Source organism: Streptomyces sp. DI166 (assembly GCF_900091315.1).
In the GTDB taxonomy this organism is placed as follows: Bacteria; Actinomycetota; Actinomycetes; order Streptomycetales; family Streptomycetaceae; genus Streptomyces; species Streptomyces fuscus.
Window position 1 is genome coordinate 1 of record NZ_FLSP01000042.1, and the last position, 17,713, is coordinate 17,713.

Annotated in this window: 13 protein-coding genes and 2 pseudogenes; all 15 read right to left on the bottom strand. The window is 72.6% G+C overall.

Going from position 1 to position 17,713, the window contains the following annotated elements:
• Nucleotides 1–143, bottom strand: a pseudogene (locus GA0115233_RS41825) (sugar phosphate isomerase/epimerase); the annotation flags it as partial.
• 86 nt (nucleotides 144–229) lie between these two features.
• Nucleotides 230–1,642 (bottom strand): nucleotide pyrophosphatase/phosphodiesterase family protein, encoded by a 1,413-nt coding sequence (locus GA0115233_RS20970; RefSeq protein WP_093721803.1) that lies wholly within the window; start codon nucleotides 1,640–1,642, stop codon nucleotides 230–232.
• Nucleotides 1,639–2,796, bottom strand: coding sequence for a metabolite traffic protein EboE (eboE, locus tag GA0115233_RS20975; protein WP_093721804.1), 1,158 nt, complete (start codon nucleotides 2,794–2,796; stop codon nucleotides 1,639–1,641). Before eboE ends, GA0115233_RS20970 begins: the two co-directional genes overlap by 4 nt.
• 3 nt (nucleotides 2,797–2,799) lie before the next feature.
• Nucleotides 2,800–3,648: a TatD family hydrolase gene (locus tag GA0115233_RS20980; RefSeq protein ID WP_093721805.1), complete on the bottom strand. Its 849-nt coding sequence runs from the start codon at nucleotides 3,646–3,648 to the stop codon at nucleotides 2,800–2,802.
• The gene (locus tag GA0115233_RS20985) at nucleotides 3,648–4,346 is read right to left on the bottom strand and encodes an EboA domain-containing protein (RefSeq protein WP_093721806.1); all 699 of its coding nucleotides are present in this window, start codon (nucleotides 4,344–4,346) and stop codon (nucleotides 3,648–3,650) included. Before GA0115233_RS20985 ends, GA0115233_RS20980 begins: the two co-directional genes overlap by 1 nt.
• Nucleotides 4,343–5,218, bottom strand: a complete 876-nt coding sequence (locus tag GA0115233_RS20990) for a sugar phosphate isomerase/epimerase family protein (RefSeq protein ID WP_093721807.1) — start codon at nucleotides 5,216–5,218, stop codon at nucleotides 4,343–4,345. Before GA0115233_RS20990 ends, GA0115233_RS20985 begins: the two co-directional genes overlap by 4 nt.
• Nucleotides 5,215–6,618: an SCO3242 family prenyltransferase gene (locus tag GA0115233_RS20995; protein WP_255310287.1), complete on the bottom strand. Its 1,404-nt coding sequence runs from the start codon at nucleotides 6,616–6,618 to the stop codon at nucleotides 5,215–5,217. Before GA0115233_RS20995 ends, GA0115233_RS20990 begins: the two co-directional genes overlap by 4 nt.
• The gene (locus GA0115233_RS21000) at nucleotides 6,615–7,754 is read right to left on the bottom strand and encodes an inositol-3-phosphate synthase (protein WP_093721809.1); all 1,140 of its coding nucleotides are present in this window, start codon (nucleotides 7,752–7,754) and stop codon (nucleotides 6,615–6,617) included. Before GA0115233_RS21000 ends, GA0115233_RS20995 begins: the two co-directional genes overlap by 4 nt.
• Nucleotides 7,755–7,848: 94 nt before the next feature.
• A complete protein-coding gene (locus GA0115233_RS21005) occupies nucleotides 7,849–9,183 on the bottom strand; it encodes a ThuA domain-containing protein (RefSeq protein WP_093721810.1) in 1,335 nt (444 codons plus the stop codon).
• Between the two features lie 14 nt (nucleotides 9,184–9,197).
• Entirely contained in the window at nucleotides 9,198–11,669 is a 2,472-nt protein-coding gene (locus tag GA0115233_RS21010) for a PQQ-dependent sugar dehydrogenase (protein WP_093721851.1), read from the bottom strand.
• Nucleotides 11,670–11,807: 138 nt separating this feature from the next.
• Nucleotides 11,808–12,805, bottom strand: a pseudogene (locus GA0115233_RS21015) (sugar phosphate isomerase/epimerase family protein).
• Between the two features lie 13 nt (nucleotides 12,806–12,818).
• Nucleotides 12,819–14,030, bottom strand: coding sequence for a Gfo/Idh/MocA family protein (locus GA0115233_RS21020; RefSeq protein WP_093721811.1), 1,212 nt, complete (start codon nucleotides 14,028–14,030; stop codon nucleotides 12,819–12,821).
• A gap of 83 nt (nucleotides 14,031–14,113) precedes the next feature.
• On the bottom strand, nucleotides 14,114–15,151 hold the full coding sequence (locus GA0115233_RS21025; RefSeq protein ID WP_093721812.1) for a substrate-binding domain-containing protein: 1,038 nt from the start codon (nucleotides 15,149–15,151) through the stop codon (nucleotides 14,114–14,116).
• A gap of 17 nt (nucleotides 15,152–15,168) precedes the next feature.
• On the bottom strand, nucleotides 15,169–16,188 hold the full coding sequence (locus GA0115233_RS21030) for an ABC transporter permease (protein ID WP_093721813.1): 1,020 nt from the start codon (nucleotides 16,186–16,188) through the stop codon (nucleotides 15,169–15,171).
• On the bottom strand, nucleotides 16,185–17,702 hold the full coding sequence (locus GA0115233_RS21035) for a sugar ABC transporter ATP-binding protein (RefSeq protein ID WP_093721814.1): 1,518 nt from the start codon (nucleotides 17,700–17,702) through the stop codon (nucleotides 16,185–16,187). Before GA0115233_RS21035 ends, GA0115233_RS21030 begins: the two co-directional genes overlap by 4 nt.
• Between the last annotated feature and the right edge of the window lie 11 nt (nucleotides 17,703–17,713).

Below are 17,713 nucleotides of genomic sequence, written 5' to 3' on the forward strand. Positions count from 1 at the left end.
GGTGCGGCGGCGGCGCGGCCGTCGGCCGGGGTGGCCGCGGCGCCCAGCAGGGCGGCCGCGGTGGCTCCGGCGGCCACGCCCAGCATGCCGCGTCTGCTGAGGCGGTGGGTGAGCTCGGGGTCGGTGCGATGGGTGCGGCTCATGCGGGAACTCCTCCTGATCACGGGGCGTTGTCAGTGGTGAGTGCTTCACTGGGGACCGGTCGAAGTCGCGGGTGAGGGGTTGTCCCTCAGCCCAGACCGGCCAGTTGGAGCAGCAGTGACTTCACATCGGTGGCCGCGAGGCGGTCACCGACAGCGCGGGGGGTGGAGCAGATGAGGAGCGGACCGTCGTCGTCGCTCTCCGGAAGGCGGCCGTGGCTGCCGCGAATAGGTGAGGGGTCCAGGGGCACCACCGCCATGCGGTAGCGCATGCCGAGTTTCTTGCGCGCCAGGGCGGTCGCGGCCTTGACCTTGACGTAGGGGTCGAGCGGGTCCATGAACAGCTCGACCGGGTCGTAGCCGGGTTTGCGGTGGATCTCGACCAGGCGCGCGAAGTCGGGCGCGCGGGCGTCGTCGAGCCAGTAGTAGTACGTGAACCAGGCGTCCGGCTCGGCGACGGCGACGAGTTCGCCGGAGCGCGGATGGTCGAGATGGTGCGCCTTCTTGCCCTCGTCGTCGAGGAGTTGGCCGAGCCCGGGCAGTCCGTCCAGCGCGGCGCGGGTCGCGTCGAGGTCCTCGGGGCGGCGCACGTACACATGGGCGATCTGGTGGTCGGCGACGGCGAAGGCACGGGAGGCCATCGCGTCGAGGTACTCCATGCCGTCCTGGGTGTGCACCTCCAGCAGACCGGCCCGGCGCAGGGCGCGGTTGATGTCCACGGGGCGGGTCACGCGGGTGATGCCGTACTCGGACAGCGCGACGACGGTGCGGCCCTCGGCGCGGGCGTCGTCGAGGAGCGAGGCGAGGGCCGTGTCGAGGTCGGTGGCCGCCTGGAGGGAGCGCGGGTCGTCGGGGCCGAAGCGCTGCAGGTCGTAGTCGAGATGAGGGAGGTAGCACAGGGTCAGGTCGGGGTGGCGGGTGCGGTTGATGTGGCGGGTGGCGTCGATGATCCACTGGCTGGAGACCAGGTCGGCGCCGGGTCCCCAGAAGTGGAAGAGGGGGAAGGTGCCCAGTTCGTCGGTGAGTTCGTCGTGCAGGGCGGCGGGGCGGGTGTAGCAGTCGGGTTCCTTGCGGCCGTCGGCGTAGTAGATCGGACGGGGGGTGACGGTGTAGTCGGTGTCGGCGCCCATGGCGTACCACCAGCAGATGTTGGCGACGGTGTAGCCGGGGTGGGCGCGGCGGGCGGCGTCCCACAGTTTGTCGCCGGAGACGAGGCCGTTGTGCTGGCGCCACAGCAGGACGTCGCCGAGTTCGCGGAAGTACCAGCCGTTGCCGACGATGCCGTGCTCGGACGGGTGGGTGCCGGTGAGGAAGGTGGACTGGGCGGCGCAGGTGACGGCGGGCAGCACGGTGCCGAGCGCGGCTCGGGAGCCGGAGCGGCCGAGCGCCTTGAGGTGGGGCATGTGGTCGAGGAGACGGGGGGTGAGGCCGACGACGTCCAGGACGAGGAGCGGGGTCGGGCCGTCGGTGCCGGAGCCGGTCGGTGCGGTGCCCGGGGTCATGGGAGCTCCTTCAGGCCGAGGTCCGTCAGCAGGTCGCGGGCGAGGGCGAGTTCGGCGGCGATGCCGTCGGCGAGCCGGCCCCGGGTGGCGGGGCGCAGTTCGGGTGGGAGGGCCTGCCAGGTGTAGGTCTCGACCTCCAGGTGGCGGGTGAGCGGCTGCGGGCCGCCGACGAGACGGCTCAGGGCGGTTATGAGGACGGGGAGTGTGGAGGTGAGGGGCGCGGCGGGGGCCGCGTGCAGGGGGACGTGGAAGTGGGCGCGCCAGGGCGCGGTGTCGGGCAGGGCCCGGCCGGCGAGGGCCTCCCCGAGGTCGTCGGTGCCGCGAAGGCCGGACGGGGTGCGGGTGCGGGTCTGGTGCAGGAAGCGGGGCTCGTCGAAGGCGGCGAGGGCGGTGCGGACGGCGGGCAGGTGCGGCTGCTCGGCGTGCAGGGCCGCGGAGAGCTGGGACTTGACGACGGGGACACCGGTGGCGCCGAGGGCGGCCAGGGCGGTGTGCGGATCTTCGAAGGAGGTGGCGAGGTGGCAGGTGTCGACGCAGATGCCGATGCGCGGGTGGCCGATCGCGGTGAGCGGGGCGATGGCGTCGGCGGTGGTCTCGACGACACAGCCGGGTTCGGGTTCCAGGCCGACGCGGATGGAGCGGCCGGTGAGTTCGTGCAGTGCGTCGAGGCGTTCGCCGAGGGTGCGCAGCGCGGTGTGGGCGGCCTCGGTGGGCCGGGTGCGCCAGGCGAGCGGGAGGGTGGAGACGCTGCCCTCGTCGATGTCGTCGGGGAGCAGTCCGGCGAGCAGCCGGGCGAGGGCGGTGGTGTGGTCGAGGCGCTCGGGGTCGGTCCAGTCCGGCCGGTAGACGCGGTACTTGACCTCCTCGGAGCCGAAGCCCTCATAGGGGAAGCCGTTGAGGGTGACGACTTCGAGTCCGCGGCGGTCGAGTTCGCAGCGCAGTCCGCGCAGCGCGGCCGGGTCGCTGCCGAGGGCGCGTGCGGCGTCCTTGGCGAGCCACAGGCCGATGCCGAGGCGGTCCCGGCCGAGACGGCGGCGGACGGGTTCGCAGTGCTCGCGGAGCTGGGCGAGGACGCCGTCGAGGGTCTCTGCGGGGTGGACGTTGGTGCAGTAGGCGAGGTGGACGGTGGTGCCGTCGGGGTGGCGGAAGCGCATGGCTCACGCCCCGCCGCGCAGGATGGAGTTGCCCTCGTGGGTGGCGTCGGTGCCGCCGACGTCGAGGTTGAGCCGGCCGCTGAGCCCGTAGAAGGCGACGGGGTTGTGCCACAGCACCCGCTCGACCTCGTCCTCGGTGAACCCTTCGGCCAGCATCAGGTCGCCGACCCCGCGGGTCTTGAGGGGGTCGCTGCGCCCCCAGTCGGCGGCGGAGTTCACCAGCACCTGCTCGGGGCCGTAGGCGCGCAGGATGGCGACCATCCGCTCCTCGTCCATCTTGGTGTCGGGATAGACGGAGAAGCCGAGCCAGCAACCGCTGTCCTTGGCCTCCTTGACGGTGGTCTCGTTGAGGTGGTCGACCAGGACGCGTTCCGGGGGCAGTGTGGACTCGCGCACGACGTCGAGGGTGCGGCGCAGTCCGGCGGCCTTGTCGCGGTGCGGGGTGTGCACCAGGGCGGGCAGGTCGTGGTCGGCGGCGAGCTGGAGCTGGGCGGCGAGCGCGGTGTCCTCGGCCGGGGTCATCGAGTCGTAGCCGATCTCACCGACGGCCACCACCTGGTCCTTGACGAGATAGCGGGGCAGTTCGTCGAGGACGGGCCGACAGCGCGGGTCGTTGGCCTCCTTGGGGTTGAGGGCGAGGGCGCAGTGGTGGGCGATGCCGTACTGGGCGGCGCGGAAGGGTTCCCAGCCGAGGAGGGAGTCGAAGTAGTCGAAGAAGGTGGCCGGCGAGGTGCGCGGCTGGCCGAGCCAGAAGGAGGGTTCGACGACGGCGCGGACACCGGCCGCGTACATGGCCTCGTAGTCGTCGGTGGTCCTGGACGTCATGTGGATGTGGGGGTCGAAGATGCGCATCAGGACTCCTTGCCGTGGGGGTCGGCCGCACCGGGCGGCGGAGGTGGGGAGCCGGCTTCGGTCAGGGCGAGGACGCGGTACAGGTCCTCGGGCACGGGACGGCCCGCGGCGGTGCGTTCGGCGGCGTAGTCGCCGAGCATGCGGGCGAGTTCGGCGTCGCCGCGGGCCCGGCGCGCCAGGTCCGCGACCGCGGTGACGGGCACGCCGGTGAACAGGCACTTCAGTACGGCGTGCCGCCACTGGTGGGCGTCGAGGTGCCGGGCGGCGTAGGGGCCGACGGCGGCGGCGACAAGGCCGGTGTCGTTGGCGCGCAGGGCGTCCTCGACGAGCGGGAGGGCGTCCGGGCCGGGCACGAGGTGGGGCAGGGCGTGCAGGACGGCGCGGCGTTCGGGGCCGGTGCCCTGGCGGTAGACCCGGGTGACCGCCTCGGTGTCGGCGCGGGCGGCGTGCAGGATGAGGACGCGGGCGGCGTCGGCGTGCTCGGGGCCGCATCTGCGTCCGGCCTCGGCCAGGCGCAGCTCCCAGACGGAGATGGGCCCGTGGGTGCCGGGGTGGGCGGCGGCCTCGTCCAGGGCCCGGTCGAGCCAGCTGCGGGCGGCGTCGGTGAGGCGGGCCGCGAGGCGGGCGCGAAGGGCGCTGGGGGTGGTGAGCAGGGGTCCGGCCGTCGGGGAGTCCGTGTCGGGGTGGAGCGGTGTCATCGGGTGCTCCCTTCGGGGGCGGCGGAGCGGAGGAAGGGCAGGGAGCGCGCGGCGTGGTCGGGGCCGGCGTGGGAGTGGCGGGGCAGTTCCACGACGGTCAGGCCCCGGTAGCCGGTGTCGGCCAGGGCCGCGAGGACGGGCGGGAAGTCGATCTCGCCCTCGCCGAAGGGGAGGTGTTCGTGGACGCCGCGCCGCATGTCCTCGATCTGGACGTGGCGCAGCCAGGGAGCGGCGGCGCGTACGCAGTCGGCGGGCGGGAGGGGTTCGAGGCACTGGCAGTGGCCGATGTCCAGGGTGAGTCCGAGGTGCGGGTGGTCGCCGAGGGTGTGACGGAGGTGGTGGAAGTCGGCGAGGGTGGCGAGCAGATGGCCGGGTTCGGGTTCGACGGCCAGCGGGACACGGGCGGCGGAGGCCGCGTCGAGGACAGGGGTGAGTGCCTCGGCCAGGCGCTTCCAGGCGGTGTCCGGGTCGGTGCCGTCGGGGGTGATACCGCTGAAGCAGTGCACGGCGTGGGCGCCGAGGTCGGCGGCGATGCGTACGGCACGCAGCAGCAGGTCGACCCGGCGGCCGCGGTCCTCGGCGTCGGGGTCGAGGAGGGAGGGGCCGTGCTTGCGGCGCGGGTCGAGGACATAGCGGGCGCCGGTCTCGACCGTGACGCGGAGTCCGAGCGCGTCCAGGCGCCGGGCGACGTGACGGACCCGGGCGGCGAGTTCCGGGGCCGGGGCCAGCGGGTCGAGGTGCATGTGGTCGAGGGTCAGTCCGACCCCGTCGTAGCCGAGGTCGGCGAGCAGGCCGAGGGCGTCGTCCAGACGCAGGTCGGCGAGGCCGTTCGTGCCGTAGCCGAAGCGGAGGGTGCCCGGTGCGGTGGTCATGTGATGCTCACCTTTCTCGCGAACCGGCGGCCCAGCGGGGCGAGAGCCGCGACGAACAGTGCGGTGGCCGCGGCACCGGAGCGGGCGGCGAGCGCGGCCTGGAGCGGCACGGTGGCCCGGATACCGGCGCCGACGGCGCGTTGGGTGAGCGGGGGTGAGGGGTTCAGGGCGGCGTGGAAGTGGGGGCGGGCGGTGGTGGCGGCGTAGGCGGCGGCCAGGGCTTGGGGGAGGGTGGGGGCGGAGGCTCGGCGGAGGGCGGCGAGAGGGCCGACGGAGGCCGCCCGCGCCGGACCGGTGCCCGCCGCGCCGACGCCCCTGCGCTCCGCGCCCCGTGACTCCGGGCGAGCCCGCCCGCCGACGGAGCCTCGGATGTCGCTGTCGCCCGCGCCGACGCCCGTGCCCGAGGCACGCCGTCCGCCACCGAGGGCCCTCTCAACACCGGCAGGGTCCCCGGTACAGCGACCGCCCCTGCCGACGCCCGAGCCCGAGCCGCTCCGTCCGCCACCGCCGGGGACCGTCTCAGCACCGGCCGTGCCCCCGGTACGGCTACCGCCCGAGCCGTTCCGTCCGCCACCGCGGGCGGCCCTCTCAGCACCAGCGGTACCCCCGCTACGGCGACCGCCCGTGCGGCCCGCCTGGTCCGCGCCGCTCGCGCCGTCGGGAATCGCGCCCGCGCCACGGGCTCCCCGTGCCCCCGCGCCGCTCCGCGTGATCAAGGCGCTCAGCGCGGCGGTGACGGCCAGGGCCGCGAGGGGAGCTTTGGCCGAGCCGCCCCTCGTCTCGTGGCGGGAGACCGAGGTGACCGTCAGGGTGTGGGTGCCCAGGAGGGCGGCGGACGGCAGGGCCGGGCGGATGCGGCCGGAGGTGGCCGCGGCGCCGAGGAGGAGGTCGAGGGCGCGGGCCGCTCCCATGGCGGCGGGACCGGCGGGGGTGTGCTTGAGGCGCAGGTCGTAGGCCCAGACCGTGGCGGCGGAGGGGGCGGCCACCGCGAGGGCGGGGCGACCGGCGCGGGCGGCCAGTGCGAGGCCGCCCGCGGTGAGCGCGCAGGCCGCGGTGAGGGCGGCGGCGGGGCGGACGCGGCCGGAGGGCAGGGGGCGGTGGGGGCGTTCGGCGGCGTCCTCCTCGCGGTCGGCCCAGTCGTTGAGGGCCATGCCGGCCTCGTACAGGCACAGGGAGGAGCCGATGGCGAGCAGGGTGCGGGAGTTGTGGGGTACGGAGGTGGCAGCGGCGCCTGCCAGGGCGTCACCGGGGACGGTGAACAGAGCGGGCAGGCGCAGGAGTTCGACCCAGACCCAGGCACCGGCCCATACGCCCGATCCCGATCCAGATCCCGATCCCGATCCCGATCCCGCACCCGCACCCGCACCCGCTCCGGCCCCGGCTCCGGTGCGCGCGCTCACCATCCCGTCCCCTCGCCCTCGCCCTCGCACAGCACGTCAGCGAACCGCAGCAGTTCGGCGTACTGCTCCGACAGCGCTGCCGGTCCGTCCCCCACCGGGTCCTTGAAGTAGAAGCCGAGTTCGCCGAGCGGTCCCGTGAGGCCCCGCTCGTGCGCCCGGGCCGTGAGCCGGGCGAGGTCGAGGACCAGAGGGGCGGCCAGGGCGGAGTCGCAACCCTGCCAGATGGTCTGCAGGACCATGCGGGTGCCGAGGAAGCCGTCGAAGGCGATGTGGTCCCAGGCGGTCTTCCAGTCGCCGAGGGCGGGCACGTCGTCGATGTGGACCTCGCCCTCGGGAGGGGTGGCCAGGGTCTCGGCGAGGACGCGTTCCTTGCCCGCGTTCTTCGCGGCGGCGGCCGCCGGGTCGGCAAGGGCGGCGCCGTCACCGCCGCCGAGGAGGTTGGTGCCGGACCAGGCGCGCACGGCGAGGGCGCGCTGGGTGAACATCGGCGCCAGGGCGGCCCGGAGCAGGGTCTGCCCGGTCTTGCCGTCGCGGCCCGCGTAGGGCAGGCCGGAGTCGGTGGCGAGGGAGGCCAGTTCGGGGTGGTGCAGGCCGGTGGAGGGGGTGAAGTTGACGTACGGGCAGCCCGCGCGCAGGGCGGCTGCCGCATACAGGCTGCTGGGCGGGAGCGCCCGGCCGGTGGCGGCGGGCTCGGTGGAGGCGACGTTCACCACGACCGCGCGGGCCAGGCCGAGCCGTCGTACGAAGTCCTGGATGTCGTCGGCGAAGGCGCTGATCAGTGCGGCTTCGTCCCGGGTGTCGCCGGGGAGGGGGCCGCCAGGCCTGATCTCCCGTTCGCCGGCGGCCAGTTCGGACTGGACGGCGGCGGGCAGGCCGTGCGGCAGGACGCCGCCCGCGGCGAGTTCCTCGGCGCGCTTGGGCAGTGGGCAGTCGAGGGTGTCGTGGCCGCCGAAGACCAGGTTCGGCAGCGGTGGCAGTTGGCAGTCGGTGAAGGCCGGGGTTTCGGTGACCATGCCCGTGGGCGGGTGCAGGCCCGCGGAGATCGCGGCGCAGCCCGCCACCACGGTCGTGGCGACGGAGCCGCGGGCCCCGACCAGCCACACTCCGGTTCGGGTTCCAGAAGGGGACACGGACATGGGCAGCCTCCTTGTCGTGCGGGAAACCCCGGTACTCCCCCGGGAAGGGGGGAAGACGGCGGGCGGGAGTCCGGCGTCTCCCGCCCGCCGCCGCTCAGTTGCCCCTGGTGGGCAGTTCCTTGATGCGGATGTTCCGGAAGGACACCTGGTCGCCGGCTCCGTGGTTCTGGATGCCGATGTGTCCGTCGCGCAGGCTCCGGGCCGGATCGGTGTTCGTGAAGTCGTTGATCTGCACGCCGTTGAGCCAGACGCGCAGCCGCTCGCCCTCCACCCGGATCTCGTACGTGTTCCACTCCCCCGGCGGGTTCAGCGCGGCGTCCCGCCGGGCCAGGTCGGCGGACCGGAAGCCGTAGACGGCTCCGGTGGTCCGCTCGGGGGCGTCCGTGGCGTCGATCTGGACCTCGTAGCCGTTGTTCACCGCCGACCACGGGTCGTCGGAGGGCGGGAAGCCCACGAACACACCGGAGTTGTCGTCCCCGGCCATCCTCCAGTCGAGCTTCAGGGAGTAGGACCCGAGGCCCTGGTCGGCGTACCAGAGCATGCCCATGCCGCCCGTGGTGGTGAGGCTGCCGTCGGCCTCCAGCTGGAAGGAGCCGGGGCCCGCCTGCCGCCAGCCGGACAGCGACTCGGCGGTGCCGTCGAAGAGCGGCCGGTAGCCGTTCTCCGGGCGGCAGTCGGCCTGTACGGCACCGGTGGTCCAGCGCAGCCCGCCCAGCAGGTGCTGCCGGAAGGCGAGGTCGGCGTAGGACTCCTTGGTGTGGCCGCCGCCGGTGTAGAAGGCCCGCCCGCCCTGACTGGTGTGGCACCAGGCGATGGGATGGTCGCCGTTCATGGTGCCGCCGGAGTACGAGGACTCGTCCAGGGAGGCGAGCACCCGGACCCGGTCGCGCGGGTTGGAGCGGTAGTTGTACCACTCGTCCATCCGGTTCCAGGCCGTCGGCAGGTGCGAGGTCGCCGCGTGGGCACCGTCCTCGACCTGCACCGTGGCCTGCTGGATCGCCGGGTGCGACTGGAAGTAGGCGCCGACGGTCTGCCCGTAGAACGCCCAGTCGTACTCGGTGTCGGCGGCGGCGTGGACGCCCAGGAAGCCGCCGCCCTGGCGCACATACCGCTCGAACGCCCGTTGTTGGGCGGAGTTGAGCACGTCGCCCGTGGTGGACAGGAACACCACGGCGTCGTAGCGGCGCAGGTTGGCGTGGGTGAAGGCGCGGGCGTCCTCGGTGGCGTCGACCGTGATGCCGGCCGAGGCTCCGAGGTCCTTCAGCGCCTGTACGCCGTCGGGGATGGAGTCGTGGCGGAAGCCCGCCGTCCTGGAGAAGACCAGCACCCGTTCCCCGACGTCGGGTTCGGAGGCGGCCGGTCCCGACATGCAGCCGAGGAGCAGGGCCGCGCCGGTGATCACAGTGGCCAGTTGGCCGGTCCGTCGCATGATGTACCGCCTCCTCAGCCGGTGGTGAAGGTGAAGTCGTCGACGTCGAACAGCGCGCCCGAGCCGCCCTTGAAGACGAGGTAGAGCGTGGTCGTGCCGCGCGGCGCGCGGCTCAACTGGGCGGTGACGTCCTGGAAGTTCTCCCAGCCGCCGGTCACGGGCACGGCCACCGAGCCGAGCAGGGTGCCGGAGGAGCTGCCCGCACGGATCTCCAGCGTGCCGCCCGCGCCGCCGGAGGAGACGCGTGCCGTCAGCGACTTGGCGTTCCCGAGGGCGTACGGCGTGAAGGAGATCCAGTCGCCGTTGTGGATGTCGCCGACGGTGCGGCCGCCGTGGGCGCCGGTCTTGGTGATGAGGGAGACGCCCAGGCTGTTGCCGAAGTGCTCGGCCTGCCGGTGCCTGGGCTGCAACTGGGCCTGGTCGTGGGTGGTCAGCGGGGCCTGGCCGCCGCCTCCGCCGTCGGTGTACTCGGCGTCCAGGACGCCGAAGATGTTGGCGTCCTCGTCGTGGCCGCCGTCGGCGCTGGTCTGGATGGTGCCGGTGCAGCCGTTGGCCGAGGTGACGGGGTGGCCGTGGCTGTCGTGGCCGAGGACGAAGGTGACCTTCACCTTCGAGCAGTCGATCCTGCGGTCCTCGGGGTCGCTGACCCGGACCTTGAACGGGATGGCGTCACCGAAGCTGAACAGCTGCCCGTCCTGGGGCAGTTCGAGTGTCACCTTGGGTGCGGTGTTGCCGACCACGACCTGCACGCTCGCGCTTCCGGTGCGCCCGGAGGGGTCCTTGACCGTCAGGGTCGCGGTGTAGGTGCCGTTGGTGCGGTAGCGGTGGGTGGGGGCGGCGCTGGTGGAGGTGGCGCCGTCGCCGAAGTCCCAGTGGTAGGTGAGGGTGTCGCCGTCCTGGTCGGTGCTGCCCTCGGAGGAGAACCGCACCCGCAGCGGGGCCTGTCCGGAGGTGCGGTCGGCCGAGGCCTGCGCGACCGGGGAGTGCCCGTCGGCGGCGTACTCGATGCGGTACAGGGCGGAGTTCTCGTCACCGCCGAACCAGGACAGGCCGTAGTCGAGGACGTAGAGGGCGCCGTCGGGGCCGAAGGCCATGTCCATCACCTGGGTGCCGGTCCAGGGCACGTCGTTGATGGACCGCACGGTGCCGTCGGCGTCGCTGGTGATCCGCTTGATCCAGCGGCGGCCGAACTCACCGGCGAAGAAGTCGCCGTCGTAGGCCTCGGGGAACTTCACCGGCGAGTCGAGGGCCGCGTCGTAGTGGTAGACGGGTCCGCCCATCGGGGATTCGGAGCCGGTGCCGAACTCGGGCACGGACCCGCCGTCGTACGGGATCCAGGCGGCCTGCGCCGGGGGCAGGTCGGTGAGCCCGGTGTTGTGGGGCGAGGTGTTCTTCGGGGCGGCGCAGTCGAAGGCGGCGCCGGACTGCTTGGTGGCGAAGTCGTAGTCGACGTAGGCATCGTTGTCGCCGGTGCAGTACGGCCAGCCGAAGTTGCCGGGGCCGGTGACACGGGCGAACTCGACCTGGCCCGCCGGCCCCCGGGACGGGTTGGCGGCGCCGGCGTCGGGGCCGTAGTCGCCGACGTAGAGGATGCCCGTCGCCTTGTCGACGCTGAACCGGAAGGGGTTGCGGAAGCCCATCGCGTAGATCTCGGGCCGTGTCCTCTCGGTGCCGGGGGCGAAGAGGTTGCCCTCGGGGACGGAGTACGAGCCGTCCGCGTTGACCTTGATGCGGAGGATCTTGCCGCGCAGGTCGTTGGTGTTGCCGGAGGTGCGCCGGGCGTCGAAGGCGGGGTTGCGGTCGGCGCGTTCGTCGATGGGGGTGAAGCCGTCGGACTGGAAGGGGTTGGTGTCGTCGCCGGTCGACAGGTACAGGTTGCCGTCCGCGTCGAAGTCGATGTCGCCGCCGACATGGCAGCAGATGCCGCGCGAGGCGGGCACGTCGAGGATCTTCTTCTCGCTGGCGGTGTCGAGGGTGCCGTCCTCCTTCAGCACGAACCGGGAGAGCCGGTTGACGCCGTCGAAGGGGGCGAAGTCGGCTGCCGTGCCAGTCTCCGGGGCGTCACCCGCAGGGGTGTCCAACGGGGGTGCGTAGTAGAGGTAGATGAAGCGGTTCTCGGCGAAGCCCGGGTCCACGCCGATGCCTTGCAGACCCTCCTCGTCATGGGCGTAGACGTCGAGCCTGCCCGCGAGCGTGGTGTTGCCCGCGGGGTCGGTCAGGCGCAGTTCGCCGTCGCGGGAGGTGTGCAGGACGGAGCGGTCCGGGAGGACGGCGAGCGACATCGGCTCGCCGACCTCCGGCTCGCCCTTGGCGAGGGTGACCTGCTGGAAGTCCTCCGCCGCGACGGCGGCGGCACCGTCCGCCGGGGCCTCGGCGACGGCCTGCGGGGCCAGGGTGAGCAACGCGCCCGCCAGCAGCGCGCCGCTGAGCAGGGCGACCGCCTTGCGCAGCACGACCGCCTTGCGCAGCGCGACCGCCTTGCGCAGAGCGGGGCGTCTTCTGTGGTTGTCGGCAGGGTCGGTGGTGCGGTCTTTCGCTTGCACGAAGTGCCTCCAGAGTGGGGCTGGTTGCATGCGGTGCTTGCGCCGGGGTGCGCCGTCACCCCGGAGACTGCTGTGGGGGGGTCAGTTGCCGAAGGCCGCGTCGAAGGAGGCCGACGGCGGGTCGAAGTCGTACGCCTTGAGCCGGGCCAGCGCCTCGGGGGCGCCCTGGAGCCGGTCCATGCCGGCGTCCTCCCACTCCACGGAGACGGGGCCCCGGTAGTCGATGGAGCGCAGCATCCGGAAGACGTCCTCCCAGGGCACGTCACCGTGGCCCGCGGAGACGAAGTCCCAGCCGCGCCGAGGGTCGCCCCAGGGCAGGTGGGAGCCTAGGCGGCCGTTGCGGCCGTCGAGGCGCTTGCGGGCCTCCTTGCAGTCGACGTGGTAGATGCGGTCCCGGAAGTCCCAGAGGAAGCCGACCGGGTCGAGGTCCTGCCACACGAAGTGGGAAGGGTCGAAGTTCAGGCCGAACGCGGGCCGGTTGCCGACCGCGTCCAGGGCGCGCCGGGTGGTCCAGTAGTCGTAGGCGATCTCGCTGGGGTGGACCTCGTGGGCGAAGCGGACGCCCTCGGCGTCGAAGACGTCCAGGATCGGGTTCCAGCGCTCGGCGAAGTCCTCGTATCCGCGTTCGATCATCGACTCGGGGGCGGGGGGAACATCGCGACCAGGTGCCAGATCGCGGAGCCGGTGAAACCGATGACGGTGTTCACGCCGAAGGCGGCCGCGGCGCGCGCGGTGTCCGCCATGCGGGCCGCCGCCCGGCGGCGCACGCCCTCGGGGTCGCCGTCGCCCCAGATGTCGTCGGGCAGGATCGCCCGGTGGCGTTCGTCGATGATGGCGTCGCAGACGGCCTGGCCGACGAGGTGGTTGGAGATCGCCCAGCACTTCAGCCCGTACTTGTCGAGCAGGGCGTGCCGGGAGGGCAGGTAGGAGGGGTCGGCGAGGGCCTTGTCGACCTCGAAGTGGTCGCCCCAGCAGGCGAGTTCGAGTCCGTCGTAGCCGAAGTCCCGGGCGAGGCGGCAGACCTCTTCGAGCGGGAGGTCGGCCCACTGTCCGGTGAAGAGTGTGAAGGTGCGCGGCATGACCGGGGCCTCCTCAGACCGCTATGGGGGTGTAGACGGAGTTCTTCTCGGCGCTCTCCTCCACCGCGGCGAGGACGCGCTGGACCTGGAGTCCGTCGGCGAAGGACGGTTCGGGCTGCCGTCCCTCGTGGATGGCGTGCACGAGGTCGCGGGCCTGGTGGACGAAGGTGTGCTCGTAGCCGAGGCCGTGGCCCGGCGGCCACCAGGCGTCCAGGTAGGGATGGTCGGGTTCGGTGACGAGGATGCGGCGGAAGCCCGCGTGCGCTCCGGGCTCGGTGCCGTCGTGGTACGAGAGTTCGTTGAGCCGTTCCAGGTCGAAGGCCAACGAGCCGTTCTCGCCGTTGAGTTCGAGGCGCAGCGCGTTCTTGCGGCCGGTGGCGTAGCGGGTCGCCTCGAAGGAGGCGATGGCACCGGAGGGGAAGCGCGCGGTGAACAGGGCCGCGTCGTCCACGGTGACCCGCCCTGTGCCGCCGTCGGCCGAGACGGCGGACAGCCCCTGGACGGCGCCGCCGGGCAGCGGGCGTTCGCGGACGAAGGTCTCGGTGAGGGCGGAGACCCCGGCGAGTTGCTCCCCGGCCACGTACTGGGCGAGGTCGACGATGTGGGCGCCGAGGTCGCCGAGCGAGCCGGAGCCCGCGTGTTCCCGGCGCAGCCGCCAGGTGAGCGGGAACTGCGGGTCGACCAGCCAGTCCTGGAGGTAGGTGACGCGCACGTGCCGCAGCCTGCCGATGCGGCCCTCGGCGACCATCCGCCGGGCCAGCGCGGTCGCGGGCACCCGGCGGTAGTTGAAGCCGACCATAGCCAACTGGCCGCGCTCCTGCGCGGTTTCGGCGGCGCGCACCATGTCCTCGGCCTCCTCGACCGAGTTGGCGAGCGGCTTCTCGCACAGGACGTGTTTTCCGGCGGCGAGGGCCGCGACGGCGATCTCGGCGTGGCTGTCGCCGGGGGTGCAGATGTCGACGAGGTCGACGTCGTCCCGGGCGATCAGCGCACGCCAGTCGGTCTCGGCCGCCGCCCAGCCGTGCCGGTCGGCCGCCGCGCGCACCGCGGCCCCGTCCCGTCCGCAGATCGCGGCCAGCACCGGGCGCCGGGGCAGGTCGAAGACGCGCCCCACGGTGCGCCAGCCCTGGGAGTGGGCGGCGCCCATGAAGGCGTAGCCCACCATGCCGACCCGCAGCGGCGGCTTCTCGGGCTCGGCACCTTCTGACTGCTGCGGCTGTGCCATGCGGATGTCCTCCTCGTGCGGTCGTCGGGGGGTGGCTCCCCCAGGGCCCTCCGGTGGCGCCGGGGCCCTGGGGTCGGCACGGCTCACTTGAAGCCGGTGGGCATGTACTGGTCGACGTTCTCCTTGTCGACGACGGCGGAGTACAGGGTCAGCGAGGCCGGGATCTCGAACTCGGCGAGTCCGCCGACGCCCTTGCCCTGGCCGAGCGCGCGGGCGAGGTCGATCGCGGAGGCGGCCATGGTCGGCGGGTAGAGGACGGTCGCCTTGAGCACGCCGTCGTCCTGCTTGATGGCCTGGAAGGCGGACAGGGCGCCCGCGCCGCCGACCATCAGGAAGTCGTCGCGTCCGGCCTGCTCGATGGCGCGCAGCGCGCCCACGCCCTGGTCGTCGTCGTGGTTCCACAGCGCGTCGAACTTGGACTGGGCCTGGAGCAGTTGGGCCATCTTGGCCTGCCCGGACTCGACGGTGAACTCGGCGGCCTGGCGGGCGACCTTCTTGATGTTGGGGTAGTTCTTCAGGGCGTCGTCGAAGCCCTTGGTGCGCTGCTGGGTGAGCTCCAGGTTGTCCAGGCCCGCGAGTTCGATGACGCGGGCGTCGGACTTGTCCTTGAGCTTCTCGCCGATGTAGTGACCGGCGTTCAGGCCCATGCCGTAGTTGTCGCCGCCGATCCAGCAGCGGTAGGCCTGCGGGGAGTTGAAGATGCGGTCGAGGTTGATCACGGGGATGCCCGCGCGCATCGCCTTCAGGCCGACCTGGGTGAGGGCCTTGCCGTCGGCGGGCAGGATCACCAGGACGTCGACCTTCTTGTTGATCAGGGTCTCGATCTGGCCGATCTGGGCGGCGGTGTCGTTGGAGCCCTCGGTGATCTCCAGGGTGACGTCGGAGTATTTCTTCGCCCGGTTCTTGGCGTTGTCGTTGATGGCGTTGAGCCAGCCGTGGTCGGCCTGGGGTCCGGCGAAGCCGATGGTGACGGGCTTGCCGGGCTTGTCGTCGGCGGCCGGCTGGTCGTTGGCGGCCGGTTCGTCGTCGGACTCGTTGCTCGTGCATCCCGCGATCAGGGCTCCCGCCCCGATGGCGGCGGAACCGAACAGCAGCCCTCTGCGACTGGTGAACTCTGGCATGGCGGTGAACCCTTTCCTCAGGTCGTGCTCGCGGTACGGCGCTGGACCAGCACGGCGGCGACGATGATCGCGCCCTTGGCGATCTGCTGGACGTCGCTCTGCAGGTTGTTCAGGGCGAAGATGTTGGTGATCGTGGTGAAGATCAGGACGCCGAGCACGGAGCCGGTGATGGTGCCCCGGCCGCCGCTGAGCAGGGTGCCGCCGATGATCGCGGCGGCGATGGCGTCGAGTTCGTAGAGGTTGCCGTTGGTGTTCTGACCCGAGCCGGACAGGATGATCAGCAGGAAGGCGGCGATGCCGCAGCACAGCCCGGACAGCAGGTACAAGTACAGGCGCTGGCGGCGGACATCGATGCCGGCCAGCCGGGCGGCCTCGGCGTTGCCGCCGACGGCGACGGTGCGGCGGCCGAAGGTGGTGCGGTTCAGCAGCAGCCAGCCGATGACGGTGACGACGGCGAAGACCATCACCAGCGGCGGGACGCCGAGCACGTAGGCGTCGCGTTCGCCGAGGTCGAGGATGCTGGGGATGGTGACGATCTGCGTCTTGCCGTCGGTGATCTGCAGGGCCAGTCCGCGCGCCGAGGCGAGCATGGCGAGGGTGGCGATGAACGGCACCATCCCGCCGTACGCGATCAGCAGTCCGTTGACCAGTCCGCAGCCGACACCGACCAGGACCGCCGTGAACAGCACGCCGCCGAAGCCGTACTCCTGCGTGGCGACCGTGGTCGCCCACACCGAGGACAGGGCGACGATCGCGCCGACGGACAGGTCGATACCGCCGGAGGTGATGACGAAGGTCATGCCGACGGTGACGACGCCGATGACGGACGCCTGGGTGAGGACGAGCTGGAGGTTGCGGGTGTCCAGGAACTCGTCCGGCTTGGTGATGCCGCCGATGACGATCAGCGCGGCGAGCACGCCGAGCAGGGACAGGGTGCGTACGTCGGCGCGGGCCATCATGCCCCGCCAGGCGGGGAGTTCGGCCACGGGTGCGGTCTTGCCGGTGCCGTCCCTCGGTGGGGACGCGTGCTGCGTCATGACGCCGGGCTTCCTTCCATGACGAGGTCGAGGACACGGTGTTCGTCGAGCGCGCGGGCGGGCGCGGTGTGCACGACGCGCCCCTCGCGCAGCACCAGGACGCGGTCGGCGAGGCCCAGCACCTCGGGCACCTCGCTGGAGACGAGCAGCACGGCCAGGCCCTCGTCGGCCAGGCGCCGCACCACCGCGTACAGCTCGGCGCGGGCGCCCACGTCGACGCCGCGGGTGGGTTCGTCCAGCAGCAGCACCCGGCAGCCGCGCAGCAGCCAGCGGGCGAGGACGGCCTTCTGCTGGTTGCCGCCGGACAGGGTGCGCACGGGCACGGCGGGGTTGTCGGGCCGCAGTGACAGCTCGCGGGTGGCGGCGCGGGCGGCGCCGAGTTCGGCGGAGCGGTCGATCCAGCCGGCGCGGGCGAAGCGGGACATGGAGGAGACCGAGACATTGCGGGTGACGGACTCCAGCATGAGCAGGGCCTGCGCCTTGCGTTCCTCGGGCGCGAGCCCGAGCCCGGCGCGAACGGCGGCGCGGACGCTTCCGGGGCGCAACTCCTTGCCGTCGACGAGGACTTGGCCGGTCGTCGGTTTGCGCGCACCGTAGATCGTCTCCAGGATCTCGGAGCGCCCCGAGCCGACCAGTCCGGCCAGCCCGACGATCTCCCCGGCCCGCACCTCCAGGTCCAGCGGCTCGAACTCCCCTTGCCGGGAGAGCCCCTTGACCTGGAGGACCGGTGCGCCGGCCGCGTCCCCGACGGGCCGCTCGGGGAAGACGTACTCGACGTTGCGGCCCGTCATCAGGGCGACGACGTCGCGGGTGGGCGTGGACTTCGCGGGCAGTCCCCCCGCGACCGCCCGGCCGTCCTTGAGCACGGTCACCCGGTCGCCGATGCGCCGGATCTCCTCCAGTCGGTGCGAGATGTAGACGACGGCGACCCCGTCGGCGGTCAGGTCACCGACGATCCGGAACAGGTTGTCGACCTCGTCCGGGTCGAGGGCCGCCGACGGCTCGTCCATCACGATCAGCCGTACGTCGTGAGAGAGCGCCCGCGCCATCGAGACGATCTGCTGCTGCGCCGCCGACAACTGACCGACCAACCGGCCTGGATCGATCTCGGGATGACCAAGTCGTTTGAGCAGCCTGGCAGTTGACTCGCGTGCGGTCTTGCGCCTCACGACGAATCCGGCGGTGGTGGGTTCGTGTCCGAGGTGGACGTTCTCGGCCACCGACAGGTGCTCGACCAGGTCGAGTTCCTGGTAGATGGTGGCGATGCCCAGGCGCATGGCCGCGATCGGGGAGCGCAGGGTGACGTCCTCGCCGCGCCAGCGGATGGTGCCGGTGTCGGGCTGGTGGGCACCGGCCAGGACCTTGATCAGGGTGGACTTCCCGGCGCCGTTCTGGCCGAGCAGACAGTGCACCTCCCCGGCCTGGACATCGAGGTCGACTCCGTCGAGGGCCCGGACACCGGGGAAGGACTTGGTGATGCCGGACATGCTGAGCAGCGGTGGTTCTGGTGCCATGAGCTCCCCTT